The sequence below is a fragment of the uncultured Victivallis sp. genome (genome assembly GCA_944389935.1).
GTDB lineage: Bacteria > Verrucomicrobiota > Lentisphaeria > Victivallales > Victivallaceae > Victivallis.
This window is the reverse complement of record CALXOE010000041.1, coordinates 17275-36278: the sequence shown is the minus strand read 5'-3', so window position 1 is coordinate 36278 and position 19004 is coordinate 17275. Positions and strand designations below refer to the sequence as shown.

18 protein-coding genes are annotated in these 19004 nt (G+C 57.4%); 11 read left to right on the top strand and 7 right to left on the bottom strand.

The features are described from left to right. Positions 1-425: hypothetical protein (locus Q0J85_RS11850; protein WP_294481869.1), on the top strand; the 425-nt coding region annotated here is incomplete at its 5' end. 106 nt (positions 426-531) lie between these two features. Here the strand turns inward: Q0J85_RS11850 and Q0J85_RS11845 are convergent. The 6 genes from Q0J85_RS11845 to Q0J85_RS11820 form a co-directional block, all read right to left on the bottom strand. After that, entirely contained in the window at positions 532-2592 is a 2061-nt protein-coding gene (locus Q0J85_RS11845; protein ID WP_294481866.1) for a beta-galactosidase, read from the bottom strand. 45 nt (positions 2593-2637) lie between these two features. Further along, positions 2638-3621 carry a LacI family DNA-binding transcriptional regulator gene (locus tag Q0J85_RS11840; RefSeq protein ID WP_294481864.1) on the bottom strand — a complete coding sequence of 328 codons (984 nt, stop codon included), beginning with the start codon at positions 3619-3621 and terminating at the stop codon, positions 2638-2640. A 222-nt stretch (positions 3622-3843) separates the two neighbouring features. Then, positions 3844-5883: an ATP-dependent helicase gene (locus tag Q0J85_RS11835; protein WP_294481860.1), complete on the bottom strand. Its 2040-nt coding sequence runs from the start codon at positions 5881-5883 to the stop codon at positions 3844-3846. 78 nt (positions 5884-5961) lie between these two features. Next, positions 5962-6786 (bottom strand): tRNA pseudouridine(38-40) synthase TruA, encoded by an 825-nt coding sequence (gene truA / locus Q0J85_RS11830; protein WP_294481857.1) that lies wholly within the window; start codon positions 6784-6786, stop codon positions 5962-5964. Beyond that, positions 6783-7859 (bottom strand): coproporphyrinogen-III oxidase family protein, encoded by a 1077-nt coding sequence (locus Q0J85_RS11825; protein WP_294481854.1) that lies wholly within the window; start codon positions 7857-7859, stop codon positions 6783-6785. The genes truA and Q0J85_RS11825 overlap by 4 nt, the downstream gene beginning before the upstream one ends. 5 nt (positions 7860-7864) lie before the next feature. Continuing rightward, positions 7865-8830, bottom strand: coding sequence for a LacI family DNA-binding transcriptional regulator (locus Q0J85_RS11820; RefSeq protein ID WP_294481851.1), 966 nt, complete (start codon positions 8828-8830; stop codon positions 7865-7867). 181 nt (positions 8831-9011) lie between these two features. Here Q0J85_RS11820 and Q0J85_RS11815 point away from each other — a divergent pair, with 181 nt between their 5' ends. The 5 genes from Q0J85_RS11815 to Q0J85_RS11795 are packed head-to-tail and all read left to right on the top strand — an operon-like array spanning position 9012 to position 13558. Then, positions 9012-9785, top strand: coding sequence for a type I 3-dehydroquinate dehydratase (locus Q0J85_RS11815; protein ID WP_294481849.1), 774 nt, complete (start codon positions 9012-9014; stop codon positions 9783-9785). A gap of 17 nt (positions 9786-9802) precedes the next feature. After that, positions 9803-10555, top strand: coding sequence for an SDR family oxidoreductase (locus Q0J85_RS11810; protein ID WP_294481845.1), 753 nt, complete (start codon positions 9803-9805; stop codon positions 10553-10555). A gap of 15 nt (positions 10556-10570) precedes the next feature. Then, positions 10571-11581 (top strand): zinc-binding dehydrogenase, encoded by a 1011-nt coding sequence (locus Q0J85_RS11805; protein WP_294481842.1) that lies wholly within the window; start codon positions 10571-10573, stop codon positions 11579-11581. Further along, the gene (locus Q0J85_RS11800) at positions 11578-12597 is read left to right on the top strand and encodes a Gfo/Idh/MocA family oxidoreductase (RefSeq protein ID WP_294481839.1); all 1020 of its coding nucleotides are present in this window, start codon (positions 11578-11580) and stop codon (positions 12595-12597) included. The genes Q0J85_RS11805 and Q0J85_RS11800 overlap by 4 nt, the downstream gene beginning before the upstream one ends. A 4-nt stretch (positions 12598-12601) precedes the next feature. Further along, positions 12602-13558, top strand: a complete 957-nt coding sequence (locus tag Q0J85_RS11795; RefSeq protein ID WP_294481837.1) for an NAD(P)H-quinone oxidoreductase — start codon at positions 12602-12604, stop codon at positions 13556-13558. Positions 13559-13584: 26 nt separating this feature from the next. Here Q0J85_RS11795 and Q0J85_RS11790 read toward each other — a convergent pair whose 3' ends face one another. Further along, positions 13585-14667: a LacI family DNA-binding transcriptional regulator gene (locus Q0J85_RS11790; protein ID WP_294481835.1), complete on the bottom strand. Its 1083-nt coding sequence runs from the start codon at positions 14665-14667 to the stop codon at positions 13585-13587. A 151-nt stretch (positions 14668-14818) separates the two neighbouring features. Between Q0J85_RS11790 and Q0J85_RS11785 the strand changes: the two genes are divergently transcribed. The 5 genes from Q0J85_RS11785 to Q0J85_RS11765 all read left to right on the top strand — a co-directional run bounded on the left by Q0J85_RS11785 (position 14819) and on the right by Q0J85_RS11765 (position 18975). Beyond that, positions 14819-15862, top strand: a complete 1044-nt coding sequence (locus Q0J85_RS11785) for an IS630 family transposase (protein WP_294481833.1) — start codon at positions 14819-14821, stop codon at positions 15860-15862. Positions 15863-15904: 42 nt separating this feature from the next. Beyond that, positions 15905-16363 carry a hypothetical protein gene (locus Q0J85_RS11780; protein ID WP_294481831.1) on the top strand — a complete coding sequence of 153 codons (459 nt, stop codon included), beginning with the start codon at positions 15905-15907 and terminating at the stop codon, positions 16361-16363. A 79-nt stretch (positions 16364-16442) separates the two neighbouring features. After that, positions 16443-16967 (top strand): tetratricopeptide repeat protein, encoded by a 525-nt coding sequence (locus Q0J85_RS11775; protein WP_294481828.1) that lies wholly within the window; start codon positions 16443-16445, stop codon positions 16965-16967. Positions 16968-16998: 31 nt separating this feature from the next. Then, positions 16999-17319: a hypothetical protein gene (locus Q0J85_RS11770; RefSeq protein ID WP_294481825.1), complete on the top strand. Its 321-nt coding sequence runs from the start codon at positions 16999-17001 to the stop codon at positions 17317-17319. 12 nt (positions 17320-17331) lie between these two features. Then, the gene (locus tag Q0J85_RS11765; protein WP_294481821.1) at positions 17332-18975 is read left to right on the top strand and encodes a hypothetical protein; all 1644 of its coding nucleotides are present in this window, start codon (positions 17332-17334) and stop codon (positions 18973-18975) included. Positions 18976-19004: the final 29 nt, after the last annotated feature.

Below are 19004 nucleotides of genomic sequence, written 5' to 3'. Positions count from 1 at the left end.
TCCCATTATTACGGTTTGTGGAAGAACATACCACACTGTCTGACTCAAATCCAGATGGGGCTGGCTGGGCGCTTACCTTCCCATTCCCGAAGCGACCGGGGGAAGACGGGATCGCGGTTTCATCCGGTTTCCCGGATTCCACGGCAGGACAAAAAATGCGGGCGGGAAAACTCTCATTTTCAAGAGTTTTCCCGCCCGCACCCTTTTTATGCAAAGTCAGGCGAAAGCCGAAAGAAATACCGGATTCCCCGGAAGATCAGGCCGGTCCCCCGTCCCCCCTCCGATCCGGCGGTCGGAAATGCGGAACTCTTTTAACAGAATCTCTGGCTGAGTTCACAAATGAAAAAAACGGCGAATTCAATTTCCATTCGCCGTTCGCCCCCGTATTCTCATCTCTTTTACTGCGCGGCCGATGCAGGGCGTGAATCGTCGGTCGCAGGGCAGACCGGTTTCCGCACTGGAAATGCCGCGGAGAGATCCCGCGGACGGGGACGGATTCCCAGCCGCCCCCGCCGGTCTGCGGCGGAAGATTTATTTCATCGCATTGACGAGTTTTCCGTTCTTCCGGTAGGTGTACATGTTCTCGCCCGCATCACGGGCAGCTTTGATGAGCTCCGGATACGGAGTGTCAGCCACGTCCACAAAGCCGATCTGGTAACCCTCTCCGTCCCAGCGGCCGGTCAGCGGCTGGTCCCGGAACTGGAACCAGTGAACCCCGACCATGTTCGGATGAACCAGAGCTCCCTGCACGTACCGCAGGAACGCGGTCGCCCGTTCGGTCTGATCCGCCGTCGGGCAGAGCCCGTTGCTGAACATGCCGCGATCATAGGTGCCGAAGTGGAATTCCCCGATCAGGATCGGTTTTTCACCGAACGACTTCGGGTCGACGTTCGCCACGCTGTTCTGGTAGGTGTTCACACTGACCACGTCGCAATATTTCGCGGCGGCGTCCTGCGCGGCTTTCGACTGGCGGAAGCCGACGAAACGGCAGCCGAGATAGAGCCGGTGCGGCGCGGTCTTCTTGATCCCCTCCCGGCAGATCCGGAAGTAACGGTCGACGAATTTCGCATAGAACGCATCGGAATCCGCACGGTATCCCCGGCCTTTCGGCATGCTCCGGTTTTCCGCGAGCTTCTCCCAGTCGGCAAAGTCGGTTCCCCAGGCCTTGTTGAGTTTTTCGATCGTTCCGTATTTCTCCTTGAGGTCGGCGATGAACGCCTGCTTCGCAGGCTGATCGGGCTCAGCGCCGAAGACCGCTTTCATGATATCATTGAACCGCAGTTCGTTGTCGATGAAGTAACCGATGCACATCGGGTCGTTGATCGATTTGCGCGTGATCTCGTCCACTTCGGCACGGTCGCGCAGGATGTTCCCCATCTTCTCTTCAAATTCGGGATCGAACACGTCGTAGAACTTCACGTTGCTCTTGCGGAAACGCGGGAAACCCCGCGCAAAGTCGCTGAGCTGCATCGTGTACGGCTTCCTGCCGAGGATCATCACGTCGGTCTTGGACCAGTTGCCGATCGTGTTGATGCCCCACGCATTCAGCCGCTTGACCATGACGTCGTAAAACTCCTTTTCATAATCGGTACGGCCGTACTTCTTCTGGAGATTCCAGTGGGTGAAAGGCAGCGATCCGTCGGCCGGAACCTTGTGGGTGAACCAGCGTTCATGCCCCTTGCCCTGCGTCGCGTCGGTGTGAGCCTGCAGCACGTCGATTCCGAGCGACCAGAAAAGGTTGCCATCCGGGTCGACGAGATACCATTTCCCGTCGTGTTTCACGGGGTAGAAGCTGCCGGTCGCCTCGTATTTCGGGCCGTCCGCCCAGCCGCCGAAGCGGTCCCAGGTCGCGGGGGCAGAAGTCTTTTCCAGCTCGGCAAGCTCTTTCTTGTGATTCTCTTTCAAATCCTTGTCGGAGTGGATCTTCTCAGGCCAGTCGAGGTGTTTGTACTGACCGTATTCATCGATGAACGGGAAATAGTCGTCGCCCATGCCGGTGACTTTCCGCTCGACTTCAGGCTCTCCCTCCAGTCTCAGATTCGAGAGGCGGCAGTCGATGAGACCGGCAACTTTGTGCGGCTCGAACGGCCACTGCATTTTGAATTCGATCGAGTTGATCTTCGACGTGTCGAGCGGCCGCCGGATATTCTTGCCGCCGTCCGGAGCGGTGAAGAGCGAGGCGTGCGGCAGATAGAGCCGCATCGTGCGCTTTTCGCCGGGATTCAGGCCGATGCCGGTGTTGACCTCGCGCAGCGGCAGATCCACATGGCTCGAGCTCTGGCCGCTGTGCTTGCCGCTCGAGATGTGCATCGTGAGGCGAAGTTGGCGGTCTTTGGAGAGGTTTTCGACGTCCACCGCGAGATATTTGGCGCCGGAAAAGTCGAAGAGTTCCCCTTTCGGCGGATTGATCCGGAGTCCGGCATCCCATTCCGCAGTATCGGAATAGAGCTTGATTCCCCTGGAATCCCGTTCGACTTTGGCGTGATACCGCGCTTCGAGCTGGTCCTTGTCCAGCTTGAGCTCTCCGGCCGGGCAGAGCAGCCCGGCGAATGCGAGCAGAAACACGGGGAGTATTGTTCTGTTCAATTTCATAAGGTGACCTTCCTGTTGTTGTTGCCGCGGGAATTCAAGCCCGGGTCAGTGTTTTAAAACGCTTACGGAATTCCGTTCGATCAGTTTGGCCGGCAGCTCGATTTTCCGAAGACAGGAAACATCTCCCTGCATGACCAGATCAACCGCAATCTCCGCCATTTCGTGCAGCGGAATCGCGATGGTGGTCAGCGACGGCCGCTGAAATTCAGAAATCCCCGGATTCTCCGAACCGAGCAGGGAGATGTCTTCCGGAATCCGTTTGCCCGCAAGTTCCTGGATGAGCCAGTTCACCTCGAGCGCCCGCATATCCTCGCCCGGCACCCAGACCGCGGTGCAGCCCGCGTCGATGAGCTGTTTGACCGCGAGATGCAGCGGTTCGCTGCTCGAGAGCGCCAACAGCAATTCGTCGGGATTGAGCCCCGCATTCCGCATGGCAATGCGTACTCCTTCGACCCGGCCGCCTCCGGTGTAATCCATATCGTGAATCACCGCGATCTTCCGGTGACCTTTCCCCAGCAGGTACTCCCCCGCGATTTGCCCGGTCGTGTAGCAGTTCGGAAAGACAGTGTGACACCAGGCGGACTGATTCTCGCTGAACCAGACCATCGGAATGTTGTGAAGCTGTTTCAGGATGTCGATCGTGCGGTCTTCCCAGGCGATGCCGATCACTCCGTCGAACCAGCAGTCGGTCAGATTGTCGATCCGGTCCTCGGTGATCATCGTGATCCCCGCGTCGAGTCGCGACAGTGCATAGCAGATATGCTGCGTGAGCGTATTGACGTAACCGCCCATCACCGTTTTGTGCGGAGGCTCCGTGACCAGGGCGATCTGTTTGTTCCGCACGCCCACCCGGGGACGAAACCCGAGCTCGCGTGCCGCGGAAAGCACCCGGCTCCGCGTCTCCGACGGAATCAGAGAACTGTTGTTGAATACGCGGCTCACTGTCCCGGTCGACACCCGCGCACGAAACGCCACCTGGGCCAGAACTCCGTTCGATGACCCACTGCCTTTTGTCTTTGCAACTGCCATTTTCCCGACTCATCCCATAACGTTATCATTGTATTACACTAATATTATACTCGATTTATGTGCAAATGTCAATAGCTGTTCCGCAGAATTTTCTGCTTTTATGCAAAATTTGCATAATGTAGGATTTCTTTTGCGTAGCGGGGGCGGGGAGGGAGGGCAAAAAACATCCCTGCGATGCACGGAAGAGCGGCAAAGCAGGGACGGAAACCGGGGGGATGGGAGTCAGTCGCGGTTGCGTTTGTCGAGCATTTTGAAGATCTCGGCGAATGCTTTGCGGACAGACTCATCGCTGGCGGGGCGGAGCAGATCATCCGGCGAGGGGAACTCCGCAACGTCGTCCCCGAGCAGTTCGAGGAATGGCGAGGGCATGGCCGGTTGCAGCATGCCGCGCTGGAGGCGCCGGGCGGCCCGGGTGATGAACAGTTTTTTCCGCGCGCGGGTGATGGCGACGTAAAAGAGCCGGAGCTCCTCTTCGAGCGATCCCTCTTCGATCGCGCGTTCGTGCGGAAACAGATTCCGTTCGAGCGCGACGCAGAAGACGACGGGAAATTCGAGCCCTTTCGAGGCGTGCACGGTGAGCAGCGTGACGGCATCGCCGCCGGCGTCGTCCTCTTCGGTGCGGTCGCTCTCCTCGAGCAGCGCGAAACTCTCGAGATAGGCTTCGAGAGTCTGCGGCTCCTGCTCGCGCTGTTCAAACTGAGCGATGGCGTTGATGAATTCGTCGACGTTTTCACGCCGCTTCATCGAGTCGTTCAAATCCTTGTAGATTCTCTGAAGTCCGTCGAGGTAGCCGACGTCGCGCAGAAATGAGGTGACTTTGGCCGCGAGAGCTCCGGGCTCCTGAAATTTTTCGCGGTAAAGCCGGAACGTTTCGTCGAGCTCCTCCGCCGCTCTGGCGGCTTTGGGAGGCAGAGTTTTCCGGAACTCCTCGAGCCCGAGCTGGTCGACCATCGGCGTATGGGTCGTGGCGCGGCCGATTTTGAGCTGTTCAACGGCTTTGGCGGCCAGCCCGCGCGGCGGAGTCCCCAGAATGCGCAGCAGACTCTGGTCGTCGTGCGGATTTACGAGCAGTTTCAGATACGAAACCGCATCTTTGATCTCGCGTCGCTTGTAGAACTCCTGCCCGCCGACGAGACGGTACGGAATCCGGTTGCGCCGCATCGACTGCTCGAGCTCGCGCGAGAGGTGATTCGAGCGATAGAGAATTGCAAAATCCTTGTAGGCATAGTGTTCGGATTCGTGAAGCTGCTGGATCATCCCGGCGATGAACTCCGCTTCCGCCTCTCCGCTGGCAGTTTTGACGACCTGAACCTTGTCGCCGATTCCGAGGTCCGACCAGAGCTTTTTCTCGTGCCGGTTCGCGTTCGAGCCGATCACGGCGTTCGCCGCGTTCAGGATGCTTGTGGTCGAGCGGTAGTTCTGTTCGAGCTTGACGACTTTGGCGCCGGGAAAGTGTTCCGGAAAATTCAGGATGTTGCTGATGTCCGCCCCGCGCCACGAGTAGATGCTCTGATCGTCGTCACCGACCACGCAGAGATTGCAGGTCTCTCCGACCAGCAGCTTCACGATCGTGAACTGAGCGGCGTTCGTATCCTGATACTCGTCGATCAGCAGATAACGGTAACGATCCTGATACTTCGCGAGCACCTCCGGAAACTCCGTGAACAGCTTGTGGACGAGCAGAAGCATGTCGTCGAAGTCGAGGGAGTTCTGGAGCTCAAGCAGCTCCTGATAGTACTCGTAGACGATCGCGCAATCCTCCTCGTAGCTCGTCTCCGCAAATTTTTTGGCGTCTTTCGGGAACAGCAGCCGGTTCTTCCACTTGCCGATCTGCGCCTGGACCTCGGCCAGCGGAAACCCTTCCCGGGTGCTGAAGCCCGCGTTGCCGACCGCCTGTTTGAGCAGTCCCTGCTGATCGGAGTCATCCGCGATGGTGAAGCCGGGCAGATAACCGAGTTTCGTCGCCTCGCGCCGCAAAATCCGGATGCAGAAACTGTGAAACGTTCCGAGCGTGACCCGCGACGCGACGCCGGGATCGACCAGCTGAGCGAGCCGTTCGCGCATCTCGCGCGCAGCTTTATTCGTAAAGGTCATGCCGAGAATCTGTTCCGGCGCAATTCCGATCGACAGCATGTGCGCAATGCGGAATGTGATCACACGGGTTTTGCCGGTTCCGGCGCCGGCGAGCACGAGCACCGGGCCGTTTATCGTTCCGGCCGCCTCGGCCTGTTCCGGGTTCAAACGGGAAAGGAATTCACTCATCCTCGAATCTCCTGAAAGTATGAATCGTCATCCCGTTACTATACCACGAAAACATCCTCTTTGCCAGTCGCAGAGCCGTCAAAAGCAGAACGGCAGACCCTCCAGCCGGAAATTCTCCCGCTCCTCCTCGGAGTAAAACACTTTCATGAGGAAAAGTCCCTGCGGCGGAGCGGTTTCCGGGGCGACCGAACGGTCGCGCGCTTCGAGGATCCGCCGGACCGCCCCGGGATTGAGCTTGCCGCTTCCGGCCGCTTCGAGCGTCCCCATGAGACAGCGGATCATCTTGTAGAGAAATCCGTTGCCGACGAACGTGCAGCAGCAGAACTGCCCGATCTCGGTCACGTCGATCCGGAAGATGGTCCGCACCGCGTCATCGATCATGCTGCGCTCGACGACGAAACTCGAATAGTCATGCGTCCCGACAAGCACCTGCGCGGCGGCGCGGATCTTCGCGACATCCATGCGGTGATACGGCACCCAGCTGTACCGGTCGATGAACGGCGATGGCGCTCCGAGATTCAGCACATAGGTGTAGGCTTTCCCGAGTGCGTCGTAGCGTGCGTGGAACTCGAGCGGGACTTCGCGGACCGTGCGCAGCTTGATGTCCACGGGCAGCTGCCGGTTCACCGCCCGCAGGATCTTATCCGGCGGGATGTCCGGGCGCACGGGCGTGAGGTAACTTGCCGCAAAGCGCTGGGCGTGAACGCCCGCATCAGTCCGGCTGCTGCCGATCAGATGGATCGGCAGTCCGGCGTACATCTTCGTCAAAATCTTCTGGAGCACCTCCTGCACGGCAAGGCAGTGCGGCTGAATCTGCCAGCCGCTGTAGTTGCCGCCGTCATAGGCGATCTCCAGCAAATACCGTTTATACGGTTCGTAAGGGGTCTGTTCAAGCGAACTCATAATATCGTTTCCGCCACACTGTTCCAGAAAAGCAATCCGGAGTTCGTTAATGTAATGCGTTCCGGCGAAATGTCAAACCATTCCGGAAAAGTTTCCGCCGCGGCGCGCTGTGCGACGGCGAGACGGCTCTCCCACGGATCGGCGTTCGGTACTCCGCTCCAGAGTTCCGGCGTCCAGCCGCGCACGGTGCGCAGATTCACGGCGAAGATCTCATTGAGCCGCTCTTCCGGCGGAATCTCGTCGACTTCGGGCGGGTCTCCACGCAGCCATGCCGCGAGCGAGGCCGGCTCGATCGTGCGGCGCACACCGTCGAACCCGGCGGCGGAGGGGCCGAATCCGCGCAGTCTGCCGCCGCGCCAGACATTCAGATTGTGCCGGCATTCGCCGCCGCTCTTCGCGTAGTTGCTGATCTCGTAACGCGGTAACCCGCAATCGTTTGCGATTTTCCACATCCGTTCGGACTCCTCCTCGTCGGGGAGGAGCGAATCCGCGAGGCGCGCCCCCTCCTCGGGCGTGAGGCTGTAACACGAGAGATGGTCGATCCCGAGTGCGACGGCGGAGTAGAGGTCACGCCGGAATGCCTCGCCGTCCTGACCCGGAATCGCGTAGATGAGGTCGCAGTTCCAGTGCGGAAATTTTGCTGTTGCAACGAGATCCAGCGCACGTTCAAGCGCGGCTTGGGAACAGTCGCGTCCGAGCGTCCCGCGGAGTCGCGAATCGAACGACTGCACCCCGAGGCTCAAACGGTTCGCGAAAGAGCGGAGCAGGGCGACTTTGGCGGCCGTAAGCGTCTCCGGATTCGCTTCGATCGAGATCTCGGCATCGGGGGGCGGCGCGAGCGTGCGCGTTATCATGGCCAGCAGCCGTTCGAGCCGCCGATCGTCGAAGAGCGTCGGAGTCCCGCCGCCGAGGTAGAGGGTTTCGCACGGCTCCTGCGGTTTGAACGAGTCGAGCTCCTGCTCCAACCGGTCGAGATATGCGTCCAGAAGTTCTTCCCCCGGAGCGGGTTCTGAATAAAATGCGCAATATCCGCATTTCGAGCGGCAGAACGGTACGTGAAAATAGTAATTCATCGGAATCAGCCGCGTACGCGCACGCTTTCGCGTTTGATGAGCCGGTACGGGAGCACCGTCGACGGTTCGGCACGGCGGCCGTCAATCCGCGCCTCAATCACATCCGCAACCGCGGCTGCGACGGCTTTGTAATCCTGCGTGACCGTGGTCTGCGGCGGAACGGCGTATTCCGAGAAAAACGTCTGCTCGGTCGCGATGAGCGAAATGTCGTCCGGAATCCGTTTGTTGAAGAGCGAAAATGCGTAGAGCGAGACGATCCCCGCGTTCCCGCCCGGGCAGAAGAGTGCGTCGACGTTCTGGCGCAGCAGCTTGCCGATGAGATCGACGTACCGTTCCGTCCCGGGCCCGGAGAAGTGAATCAAGTAGTCGTTTGCAGGCAGTCCGTGTTCCCGGAGCGCCCGTTCGATCGCCGCGCGACGCAGGTCGGCGTTCCCCGTTCCGGGGTCGCCGTGGATGATGCAGCCGATCTTCCGGCAGCCGCGCTCGTACAAGTGGTTGATCGCGAGTTCCATGCCCTGGTTTTCGTCGGAACGGACCTGATAGACTTCCGGCGGCATGCGCTCGCCCTTGCGGTCGACGAGCACGAGCGGCGGCGTAAACCGGTCCGGCCAGTCGCGGAAATCCTCCGGTTCAGCCCCGATGGCGACCGCGCCGCAGAACTGGATTCCCGCAAGCCGCTCGAGATTGTCGTGCGGCAGAATCTCGAGCCGGAACCCGCGCGGCGGCAGCTCCTGCGTCAACGCCATGAGCAGCATATCTACGCAGCTGTGAACGGGATAGTCGGAGTTGTACGGCGTGATGATGACCACGTTCTTCTGTTTGTTCGAGATGCGCGGATGATAGCCGTGCTGCCGGGCGACGGCGAACACGTGATTCCGGACATCTTCGCGGATGTTCGGATGATGGCTGAAAACCCGTGATACGGTCGAAGTCGAAACTCCCGCAAGTTTCGCAATCTCAGAGATCGTCATTTGATATATTTCCCGTTTTTTTGCCTTATTTGCAATATATCATGATAATTTTTGAGAATCAAGCAGAACTTTCATAATTCTTTTCACAAACCAGTGGAAACCGCATTTGCGCGGGGAATTCCGATGCGGTATTGTTATTCCGGAATCACGAACAACCCATTCAACCCGGGAGGGCAGCACAGTGAAACGGACATTTTTGAATCAGCCGCAGCCGGTTGCGACGGGAATCTTCGCAGGCCAGACGCCGCAGGAGTTGATCGCTGAAGCGCGGAACTGCGAATTTGAGGGGGCGGACGGACTCGCAATCGAACTGCGGGATCTGAAGCCGGAGTTCCGGAACCGGGATTCGCTCAAAAGCGTCATTGACGCGGTGAATCTTCCGACCATGTTCTGTTTCTACCGCAACGATTCGCAGCAGAATCTCGATGACGACAGCCGACAGGAAATCCTGCTGGCGGCGGCGGAGGCGGGCGGTTCGATCATCGACGTGATGGGCGATCTTTATGACCCTTCCCCGATGGAACTTACGCACAACCCGGCCGCCATCGACAAGCAGAAGCGGCTGATCGACCGCATTCACTCCCTCGGGGCGGATGTGGTCATCTCCTCGCACATGGCGTGTCCGCGAACGGCGGAACAGGTCTTTGAACATCTCTCTGAAGTTGCGAAACGCGGAGCGGACGTCGTCAAGATCGTCACGACCGTCAACACCGATGAGGAGCTTGCCGAAGCGTTCCGCACGACTCTGCTGTTGAAACGGGAACTCGGGAAACCGTTCATTCATCTCTGCAACGGGACTTACAGCCGCCCGCACCGGTTTATGGGGCCGGCGCTCGGGGTTTCGATCTTCTTCTGCATCTCCCGTTATGAGCCGCGTTACGGCATGACCCAGCCGACGATCCGCGCGATGAAGAGCGTTCTGCGCAACATGCACTGGAACATCAACAACCTCTGATTGGAATGGAGATGAGCATGGAAAGACGTTTGGATGGAAAAGTTGCACTTGTCACCGGTTCCGGCGGCCTGATCGGACCTGCAGTCGTCCGCCGCCTCGCGGCCGAGGGCGCCGCTGTCGCGGTCACGGATCTTTCGCTCGAGAGTGCCGAAAAGCTCGCCGCCGGAATCACCGCTGCGGGCGGCCGGGCGTTTGCCGCGGCGCTCGACGTGACGAGTCCGGACGGAATCGCCTCCGTATTCAAGGCGGTGGAGCGGGCGCTCGGGCCCGTCGACATTCTCGTGAACAACGCCGGATTGCTGCGGAAACAATCCGCCCCGCTTCAGCAGACACCGGTTGAAACCATGAAAGCGATCATCGACGTGAATCTCATCGGCACCATGCTCTGCTGCCGGGAGGCGGTCGGCGGCATGATCGCGCGTGGATACGGCAAAATCATCAACCTCGCATCGATCGCCGGTGTCTCGGGACTTCCGGGCTGGGCGGATTACGCCGCCTCGAAAGGAGGTGTCATCGCGTTCAGCCAGACGCTCGCGATGGAGGCGGGGAAGCATGGCGTAACGGTGAACTGCGTTTCCCCCGGCATGATCTGCGGCCCGCAGGTGCAGGAGAATCAGGGTACCTGGCTCGGCCGTTCGGGTGTTCCGGAGGACATCGCCTCGATGATCGCATACCTCGCTTCTCCCGACGGAGATTACATCACCGGATGCAACTACCTCGTGGACGGCGGCCGGGTGATCGGCCCCAGAAACGCTTCCTGGATTCAATAAAGGAGGATGGCCGAGATGAAAGTTTATTATGTGGAGGTGGAGACTCCGGGCAACGCGGTATTGAAACATCAGGAGTTCGATCCTGCCTCGCTCAAGCCGGATGAGGTGCTGCTCAAGAGTGATTTCAGCGCGGTCAGTGCGGGGACCGAACGCGCGTGGCTGCTCGGGCTGCCGAACACGTCGCAGAGTTTTCCCTACCATCCGGGGTACAGCGCCGCAGGAACCGTCGTCGCGGCGGGAGACGCGGTCGAAAATCTCAAGATCGGCGACCGGGTGCTCATCACCTGGGGCGGACATCGTTCCTGCACTGTGAAGAAAGCGAACACCGTCTTCAAGATCGAAGATGATTCGATCGATCTTCTGGATGCGGCCTTTACGCACATCGCCTCGTTCGCATTCCTCGGAGTGCGCAAACTGCGGCTCGAACTCGGGGAGTCCGCGATGATCGCCGGTCAGGGGATTCTCGGCGTGTTCGCGCTGCAGATCGCGCGGCTCTCGGGAGCGATTCCGCTCTTCGTCTGCGACCTCGATCCGAAGCGGCGGGAGCTGGCTGAAAAACTCGGCGCGGATCGGACGTTTTCTCCGGATGCGCCCGACTTTATCGCACAGGTGCTCGAAGCGACCGGCGGGCGCGGCGTGAACGGTGTAGTCGAAGTGACCGGTGTCGCGGCGGCACTCCAGCAGGCGCTCGAATACGTCGCCTGGATGGGGCGGATTTCGCTGCTCGGCTGCACGCGCGTATCGGATGCGCCGATCGACTTCTACAAGTATGTGCACCGGCGTGGCGTAACGCTGATCGGCGCGCACACGATGACGCGCCCGACCGAAGAGTCGCGTCCCGGCATGTGGACGGAGTTTGATGACTACCGCACGTTCCTGAAGCTCGTGGCGGCGGGACGGCTTCAGGTGCGGCCGGTGATTTCGGAGGTCGTATCTCCGGAAAAGGCGCACGAAGTGTATGAGTGCATCGCGAAAACGAAAAATCCGCCGCTAGGCATCGCTTTTGACTGGAGGAACTTGCAATGAAGAAGATTCGAATCGCTCAGATCGGCGTCTGCCACGAACATGCCCTGGGAAAAATCATCTCGCTTAAACGGCTGCCGGATTATTTCGAAATCGTCGGAGTGGTCGATGACAACACGTTCTCGAAAACACCGAAGTTCGCGGGCGATTATCTCGTTCCCTACGAAGGACTCAAGTTTCTGACGCTCGAAGAGGCGCTGAATGATCCGACGATCGAAGCTGTGACCGTCGAAGTCCCGAACAATGATCTCGTCCCGATGGCGATCCGCTGCATGGAGCGGAACTGGCCCATGCACCTCGACAAACCGGCAGGAGAGGATCCGGTGCTCTACCGCAAACTGCTCGACGGCTGCCGGGAAAGGAATCTGCCGCTGCAGATGGGGTTCATGTTCCGGGGGAATCCCGCGTTCCGGTTCTGCATTGAGGCGATCCGGTCGAAACTGATCGGAGAGGTATTTGAAATCGAAGCGGATATGAATCACTGCTACGGAGGCGAGGAGTATCAGGAGTACATCGGAAAGTTCTCCGGCGGAATCATGTACAACCTCGGCTGTCATCTGATCGACTTTGTCGCAGCTGCGATGGGGCGGCCGGAGGCGGTCACGCCGTTTCTGAAGTCGGCTCCGGGCGACCGGGATTCGATCCGCAACAACTGCATGGCGGTGCTCGAGTATCCGCATGCGATCGTGACGCTCCGCGCCTGCAGCCGGACTCCGGGCAATATCGAAAAACGGCGGATCCGAATCGCCGGAACCGGCGGCGTGATCGAATTCAGCCCGGTCGAACGGTTCGACGGGAAGCCGGTCGAAGTTATGCTGCTGCTGGCGAAAGACGCGAACGGTTTCCCTGCGGGAACTCACACGCTGCGCTTCCCGCCGCAGGCGGACCGGTACGAGGAGCAGCTCATCGAACTTGCGAAGATGATTCGCGGCGAGATGAAGAATCCTTATTCTTATGAACACGATTATCTGGTGGAGGAGATTACGCTGGCCGCCTCCGGATATACAAAATGGAGATGAATGAATGCACGCGATGATTTTGAATGGGAAGCGGGAATTTGTCTGGAGCGAAGTTGCCGATCCGGTTCCCGGTGCGAACGATGTGGTGATCCGCATTCACGCGGCGGCGCTGAACCGGGCGGATCTGCTGCAGCGGGACGGAAACTATCCGCCCCCGCCGGGATGGCCGGAGTGGCCGGGGCTCGAAGTCGCCGGTGTGATCGAGTCGGCGCCGGCGGTCTCCCGCTGGAAAAAAGGGGAACGGGTCTGCGCGCTGCTCGGCGGCGGCGGCTATGCGGAGAAGGTCGCGGTGCCGCAGGACATGGTTCTGCCGGTGCCGGAGCATGTTTCCCTGGAAGAGGCGGCCGGAATTCCGGAAGTGTTTGCGACAGCGTTCCTGAATCTCACGCTGATTGCGGAGATGAAAGCGGGGGATACGGTGTTCATCCAGGCCGGAGCGAGCGGACTCGGGCTTGCGGCGATTCAGCTTGCGAAACGGTGTGGCGCGAAAGTCATCACGACCGTCGGCAGCGACAAGAAAGGGGAATTCGTCCGCAAACTCGGGGCGGACTGGATCGTGAATCGTCGGAAAGAGTCGCTCCCGGCGGTGCTCGAAGCGAATCCGCCGGACATCGCGCTGGATTGCGTGGCGGGGCCGGGACTGGGTGAATGCGTGGTCAAGATGGCGCGCGGCGGCCGCTGGATCGTGCTGGCGACGCTCGGCGGAAAGATGACGCAGATCGACATGGATCTCTTCTTCAAACGCGGAGTCCGGCTCATCGGCAGCACGCTGCGGAGCCGTTCGTCGGAAGAGAAGGCGCGGATTCTGGGGGAACTCGAACGGACGCTCTGGCCGGAATTTTCGGCGGGCCGCGTGAAATCGATTCTGCACAAGGTTCTGCCGATCTCTCAGGTCGAGGAGGCGCACCGGATTCTGCGCGACGGGGAAAACATCGGGAAAGTCGTCCTCACCGTGGAGTGAGGTTCCGTTCCGTTTCGTTCCGACTCTCACTGCTGCGGCGGCAGAGTGGGAGCCGGAGGCTGGACGGAAGCGCGTTCATAAAGCCTCGGCGTCAGATTGACGTGGAAAACCCGATTGGGATTCCCGATCATGTCGAGCAAGGTTTCCGATACTGCCGCCGCCATTTCCGTGCTGCTGATGCCCACGGTGGTCAGCGGAGTCGGAAACTTGGCGTCGTCCGGGAGTTCCCCGCTGCACAGCAGACTCAGATCCTCCGGAATCGACCGGTTGGTTTCCCGGCACGCACGCAGCACGCCCGGAGCCGCCGTGTCATTGATGACGAAAAGCGCCGTGAACATCAATTTCTCCTGTTCAAGAAAGGGGAGAATCGTATCAAACGCCGCCTGTTGCGGAAGTTGTTCCGGTTTCATCTTGCAATCAATCATCACGCAGGAGGCGCCGGCACACTTCACGACGTGATTGAACATATCCGCAATCATATAAGTGCCGTACAAATGCGGCTCACAAATCAGCACGCCAAGTTGGCGATGCCCTTTTTCGAGCAGGTACTCCGCGGCCAATACGCCGCAAATGTGGTCATTCATGGCGATCGAATTGATCGGCAGCTCCTCCAGATGTTTTGAGATGAAGAGCAACGGGTGCGGATAGTTGAGCAGTCCGCGCAATTCGTCTGGAGTGATATCCCTCCCTGCCGCAATGACGGCCGCCGCATCGCAATTTGACTCAAGTGCTTGAACGTAGGAGCTCTTCTCGCCGTTGTACAACCGTTTACGGTAATGAACCAGGCCGCTCCGGGTAGAAAATCGCTCAAGTTCTTCGAGGAAAGAAAACTGCCAGCGCGAGGGGTATTCCGGCAGACAAAGATGAACGAGCGCACCGCGTTTTCGGCACAGTGTTCCGGTACTGAATACTCCGACTTTGGGGACAATGCTGATGAGCTTTTCTTTCTTCATCTGATTCAGGGCGGCAAACACCACCCGGCGGCTGACGGAATACTTCTTCTGTATTTCCCGCGTGGAGGGCAGAAGATATCCCTCCGGCATGGTTTCAAGCACACTTCGCAAGTCGGTACAAAGCCGGTCGGCTCGAGTTTTGAGTTTTCCTGGCATGGCTGTTTTCCTCTCCGGAATAAAAATACCTCCCCGCTGCGAATTTGTCAAGACGGCGTTTTTTACAAAAAAATGTAACCAGATATTGTTATAGATTTGGCAATTAACATTACTTGCATTTTCTGATTTTTGGTGTATAATATTTACCATTATGAGTAATTACACCGCCCATCAAATAAATTCCGTCGCACTTGCCGAAAGGCGAGAGCAAGCCGTTCGCCTTTATCAAAGCGGAAAATGTAAAAGTTATACAGAAATAGGAGAGATTGTCGGAGCTCACCCCATTACCGTGGGGAAGTGGATAAGGAGTTGGAAAAAATCAGGACTTCGACAGCTGAAAAACGTAAACAAGGGAGGTCGTCCTGTCGGAAGTTGCCGTCATTTGTCGCCGCATGAGGAAGCGCAGATAAAAAAAGATTTGATAGATCATTGTCCGGATCAGCTGAAACTTCCGTTTGCGCTCTGGACTCGTCAGGCAGTAAAATTGCACATCCAGTCATTGTTTGGAATCGAAATGCCGATCCGTACGGTTGGCGAATATTTGAAGCGCTGGGGTTTCACCCCTCAAAAACCGGTAAAAAGAGCGTATCAACGAAACGACGTTGCTGTTCAGAACTGGTTGGAAAATAAATTTCCGGACATCAAGAAACAAGCCAAAACGGAAGACGCAGATATTTTCTGGGGTGATGAAACTGGAATTCGGAACGATGAATCGAAGGGCAGAAGTTATTCCCCAAAGGGGAAAACACCTGTTCAGAAAGTGAATCCAGTACCGGAGAAAATCAACATGATAAGCGCAATCTCGAACCAAGGCAAGGTTCATTTCATGTTCTACAAGGATACAATGACTGTTCAAAAACTGATTGAGTTTATGGAGCGTATCATAAGTTGCAATGAACGGAAAGTATTCCTGATTTTGGATAATTTACGAGTTCACCACAGTAAATTGCTTGATGACTTTCTGCGTGAACATGCCGCTTTTATCAAAGTGTTCCATCTGCCAAGCTACAGCCCTGATCTGAACCCGGATGAATATCTGAACCGGGATTTGAAGTCAAATCTGAACAATAAGCCGCTGGGACGCGCAAAAGGGAAAATAGAGGAACATGCAAAAGCATACATGGATGATGTTTCCCATGATCCCGGTCATATCGCCAAATTATTTCATGCAGAAAGCGTCTTATATGCAAGCTAAGTTAATTGCCGATACAATAAATAAAAAAAATAAGGAATAATCATGGAGTTTACTTTTTATCCGTATGAGGGGTTTGGACCCGTCAAGTTTCTCATGTCGAGGGATGAAGTTCGAAAAATCATGGGGCTTCCGTATGAAGATGTTACAATGACGACGGATAGAGGATCTTCTATCAGAGATTTTTTTGCTGAACAACTTTTTATTGGTTATAATAATGATTTTAAATGCAATAGATTTGAGCTATGTAAAGGTTATGATATAGACATTATTTTTGAAGGGGAAAGCATATTGCGGCGTCCCTACAAGGAATTATTAGAACATTATCAGAAACTTGATCCGGAAATTTATATTGATCGGGAAGGATTTACTTCCCTTAAATATGGATTTTCAATTTGGTGTCCGGATTATTATTATGAAGAAGATGCAATGCCGGAAACCTTGTTGGGATTTGTCCCGCATTATTATGATGATTGTTTGCGTGAAATGGGATTGATGAAATGATTCGTATATCCTTAATACTTCGAATGATTGAATCAAGCAAAGGGGCAGTTTTAAAGAGCAAGATTGCTCTTTGTCGCTATTGGATCAGAACAAAGCAGTTATTAACGAGGGGGGGAAGTTTAAAGATATTTCCAACGGGTATTTGGAAAAAGGTAATGACTTCATGCGGCTGCAGGATTATGCAGAAGCGATGCATTGGTATCGTAAAGCTGCAGAGCAAGGTAATGCGATAGCACAGTTCAATCTCGGCGTGATGTATTCGAATGGAGAGGGCGTCAAACGAGATCAAACAGAGGCTGCAAAATGGTATCGCCTGGCCGCCGCGCAGGGGAATGTATCGGCACTATGTAATCTTGGTGTGATGTATGATGGTATGGATGTTGGGCAGGATCAAACGGAAGCTGCGAAGTGGTATCGTTTGGCGGCTGAACAGGGAAATGCAACGGCACAGTTCAATCTTGGTTTGAAATATGAATTGGGAGAAGGCATTCCGAAGAACTGCACAGAATCAGTGAAGTGGTATCGTTTGGCGGCTGAACAGGGAAATGCGCAGGCACAATATAATCTTGGAGTGATGTACGAGAATGGAGAAGGGGTCAACTAAGATCTGAAAGAAGCAGCAAAATGGTATCGAAATGATGACTCATCCCGTCCGGTCTCTGTTCATCGCAACGCTGCTCTGCGGCACGCTCGCAGTCGCGGCGCTCGAAGTGCGCAGCGCAAAATTCGGCTCCGACAACCATTGGGCCGACGTGACCGCCGCATTCCGGGAAATGAGGATCAACGACGACCTCTATTTCGGCTGGATCGACGGAAACCGGATGGCGGGGCGAGATCCCGCACCCGGCGTTGCCAGGAAGCTTGTCAAGGAGCGCGGGAAGTTCAAAGGCAGCGGAGCCAAACCGGAACGGCAGACGGCCCGCCCGGTCACGCGCACATTTCACATCGTCAAATAGGAGACTCTTCTCATGTCCAGGCCATACGCTCTTCCATTTCTGCCGGGGCTCTGCCTCGTTGGGACGGCAAACGCCGCCGGCCTCAAACTGAACGATCCCGCCGCCGTGCCGCTCGACGAGCCCGCGACGCTGGCCGCGCCGAAAGGAGCGAAAGGGTGGTACTGGCACGGTCTCGTCCAGAAAAACGATTCATCCTGGGATCTGCGCGACATCTACGCCATCCGGTTTGAAGTGCGCAACCTCGGCGCGACACCATTCGAGGGGAGTGCCACGCTGCACGTCGCGGAGTACGAGGGGCGGCGCGACCGGTTCGACCGCACGAATGCGACGTTCCGGCTGCCCGTCTCCCAGGAGTGGCAGAGCGTGGAACTGCCGATCTCCTCATTCGACTTCGCGCGCGGAGAAATCTATACGCTGAAATTCATCGGCCGGATCTCGTTCGCGGCAAAGAGCGGCAAAGCGGAGATCCGCAACGTGCGTTTCGCCGAAGCGCCGTTTGTGAAACTGAGTGCTCCGATCCGCTCGAAAGCCGCTGAAAACGGCGTTGCGGAATACCCGTTCACAGTCAAAAATACGACCGGCCGCAAACAGGCGTTCCGCCTCACGCTGCCGAGGCGCGGCTGGGAGGGAATGGCCGCGAAACTCTCGCACGACACAGTCGAACTCGCTCCCGGCGAAACCGCCAGTGTCACCCTGACGGTCGAAGTCCCGACCCGGCTGCCCGCCGGAGCGAACGAGAGCACGCGAGTTGAAGTTTCGCCGGTCACGCCCGGCGCCGCACCCGAAACACTCGAATTCATCACCGTTCAGCGCGTCCCCTCCCCGTTCCTGATGCGCGATGAAGCGGGCTGGAAAGAGATCGCCGCCAACGTTGAAAAATATGAGTGGGCGAAAAAGGAGTTCGCCAGGGCGAAAGCGCTCGCGGACGGCTGGACGCCGCCTGCAAAATCCGGCGTCATGTCCGATCAGGGGACGATGGGGGTCGTTCGCACCCGCTACGAGGAGAAGCTGCGCAGCTGCCTCATCCTGTATAAACTGACCGGGGAAGAGCAGTATCTGAAGAAGATCCGCGACTTCCTGCTGATGTTCAGCAATCCGAAAGACGGCTATCCCGTGCTGCTGCATGCGACGAGCCAGGGACAGCCGCAGGAGGGCGGCACGTTTGAACTTGTGGCGAACGCCTACGACCTCATCCGCGACCGGCTCACGCCCGCGGAACGGGAACAGATCGAACACACGATGCGGCTCTTCGTCGACACGGTCATCGACCGCATGGGCGACGGCGCGATCACGAACTGGTCGATTTTCAATCAGGTTCCGGCGGCGGGTTGCGCGCTCATCCTGCACGATCTGGTGCGGTTCAACACGCTCGTCTATGCGCCGACCGGATTGATCGACCAGTTCGTCTGCGGAACGATGAGCGACGGCTGGTGGTTTGAGATGTCGGTCACCTACAATCTGCACTGCGCGCAATGTTTCACGAAGCTCGGGCTGATGGCGAAACCGTTCGGAATCGACCTCCTGAACGCGCAGTTCCCGATCGCGCTCTCGGATCTCTCCGGCCGCCGTCCCTATGAACTGGAAAATTATCAGGGCATGGCATTTACCAAATACGGTCCGATTACGCGCAACAGCCTCGGATTCAAAGCGATATAGGATGGCGTACTCGATTACCCGGACTACCG

What these genes read in the sequence shown, in the direction of transcription:
- Q0J85_RS11845 (WP_294481866.1), bottom strand. Translation starts at nt 2,592, where the DNA reads ATGAAATTGAACAGAACAATACTCCCCGTGTTTCTGCTCGCATTCGCC.
- Q0J85_RS11840 (WP_294481864.1), bottom strand. Translation starts at nt 3,621, where the DNA reads ATGGCAGTTGCAAAGACAAAAGGCAGTGGGTCATCGAACGGAGTTCTG.
- Q0J85_RS11835 (WP_294481860.1), bottom strand. Translation starts at nt 5,883, where the DNA reads ATGAGTGAATTCCTTTCCCGTTTGAACCCGGAACAGGCCGAGGCGGCC.
- truA (WP_294481857.1), bottom strand. Translation starts at nt 6,786, where the DNA reads ATGAGTTCGCTTGAACAGACCCCTTACGAACCGTATAAACGGTATTTG.
- Q0J85_RS11825 (WP_294481854.1), bottom strand. Translation starts at nt 7,859, where the DNA reads ATGAATTACTATTTTCACGTACCGTTCTGCCGCTCGAAATGCGGATAT.
- Q0J85_RS11820 (WP_294481851.1), bottom strand. Translation starts at nt 8,830, where the DNA reads ATGACGATCTCTGAGATTGCGAAACTTGCGGGAGTTTCGACTTCGACC.
- Q0J85_RS11810 (WP_294481845.1), top strand. Translation starts at nt 9,803, where the DNA reads ATGGAAAGACGTTTGGATGGAAAAGTTGCACTTGTCACCGGTTCCGGC.
- Q0J85_RS11805 (WP_294481842.1), top strand. Translation starts at nt 10,571, where the DNA reads ATGAAAGTTTATTATGTGGAGGTGGAGACTCCGGGCAACGCGGTATTG.
- Q0J85_RS11800 (WP_294481839.1), top strand. Translation starts at nt 11,578, where the DNA reads ATGAAGAAGATTCGAATCGCTCAGATCGGCGTCTGCCACGAACATGCC.
- Q0J85_RS11795 (WP_294481837.1), top strand. Translation starts at nt 12,602, where the DNA reads ATGCACGCGATGATTTTGAATGGGAAGCGGGAATTTGTCTGGAGCGAA.
- Q0J85_RS11790 (WP_294481835.1), bottom strand. Translation starts at nt 14,667, where the DNA reads ATGCCAGGAAAACTCAAAACTCGAGCCGACCGGCTTTGTACCGACTTG.
- Q0J85_RS11785 (WP_294481833.1), top strand. Translation starts at nt 14,819, where the DNA reads ATGAGTAATTACACCGCCCATCAAATAAATTCCGTCGCACTTGCCGAA.
- Q0J85_RS11780 (WP_294481831.1), top strand. Translation starts at nt 15,905, where the DNA reads ATGGAGTTTACTTTTTATCCGTATGAGGGGTTTGGACCCGTCAAGTTT.
- Q0J85_RS11770 (WP_294481825.1), top strand. Translation starts at nt 16,999, where the DNA reads ATGATGACTCATCCCGTCCGGTCTCTGTTCATCGCAACGCTGCTCTGC.
- Q0J85_RS11765 (WP_294481821.1), top strand. Translation starts at nt 17,332, where the DNA reads ATGTCCAGGCCATACGCTCTTCCATTTCTGCCGGGGCTCTGCCTCGTT.